Here is a 1,117-nt window from a genome sequence, read left to right as displayed (position 1 = left end):
CTCGGCCTGCTCATGGCGCTGCACGCGCGGATCCCGGGCGGCACCATGAACCTCCGCAGCCTGGTGGAGACCTTCCTGCCGTGGTTCGGCCTCCTCGCATTCCCGCTGCTCGCCGGGGCGCTGTGGCGCCGCTCGGCGTCCGCCGTGGTCGCGCTGGTGCTGCCGGTCACGGTGTGGCTGAGCCTGTTCGGCGGGCTGCTCACGGACAAGTCCCGGCCGGGCGGCGACCTCACGGTGGCCACGCACAACGTCGGCGCCGCCAACCCCGACCCGGCCGGCACCGCCCGCGACCTGGCCGCCTCGGGGGCGGACCTGCTGGCGCTCCAGGAGATCACGGACACCGCGCGCCCGCTGTACGAGGCGGAGTTGGCGAAGGCGTACCCGTACCGCACCACTCAGGGCACCGTCGGGCTGTGGAGCAAGCTGCCGCTGTCGGACACCCGGACCGTCGACATCGCGATGCACCCTTCCCGCGCGCTGCGCACGACGGTGGCCACCGGGCAGGGTCCGCTGGCGGTGTACGTGGCCCACCTGGGGTCCGTGCGCGTGAACCCCCGCGCGGGCATGTCGACGTCCCAGCGCGACGACGGGGCGCGGGCGCTCGCGGAGGCCGTCGCCGCGGAGCCGGCCGCGCGCGTGGTGGTGCTCGGCGACCTCAACGGCACCGTCGACGACCGCGCGTTCGACGCCCTCACCGGCCAGGTGCGCTCGGTCCAGGAGGAGGCGGGAAACGGCTTCGGCTTCAGCTGGCCTGCGGACTTCCCGGTGGCGCGGATCGACCAGATCCTGGTACGCGGCCTGGAGCCGCGCAGCGCCTGGTCGCTGCCCGCCACCGGCAGCGACCACCTGCCGGTGGCGGCCGGCCTCGCCTGGTGAACGCCGGGTGCGGGGCACCGGGCGGCGGATAATCCGGTTTTGCGGGATGTGACAGGAAAATGACACGGCGCGTACGGACGTATTGACGTGCCCCCGCGCCGTTGCCAGACTCCGCGGCCGAGTTCTCCTCGGCGGCCTCCACAGGGGGAGCAGCCCCGTCGGCCGGCCACCGATGCCCGAGCAGCACACCCGATGCGCTGAGGAGTGTTCTCACATGCGGTCAACCACCACGCGCAGACAG

At 73.7% G+C, this 1,117-nt stretch carries 1 protein-coding gene; it reads left to right on the top strand.

The window, feature by feature from the left end; genetic code table 11:
• On the top strand, positions 1 to 876 hold an 876-nt coding region (locus H5J30_RS34940), incomplete at its 5' end, for an endonuclease/exonuclease/phosphatase family protein (protein WP_181791817.1).
• Positions 877 to 1,117: the final 241 nt, after the last annotated feature.

The sequence above is a fragment of the Streptomyces phytophilus genome (genome assembly GCF_013870535.1).
Lineage (GTDB): Bacteria > Actinomycetota > Actinomycetes > Streptomycetales > Streptomycetaceae > Streptomyces > Streptomyces phytophilus.
This window is presented reverse-complemented; position numbering and strand designations above follow the sequence as displayed.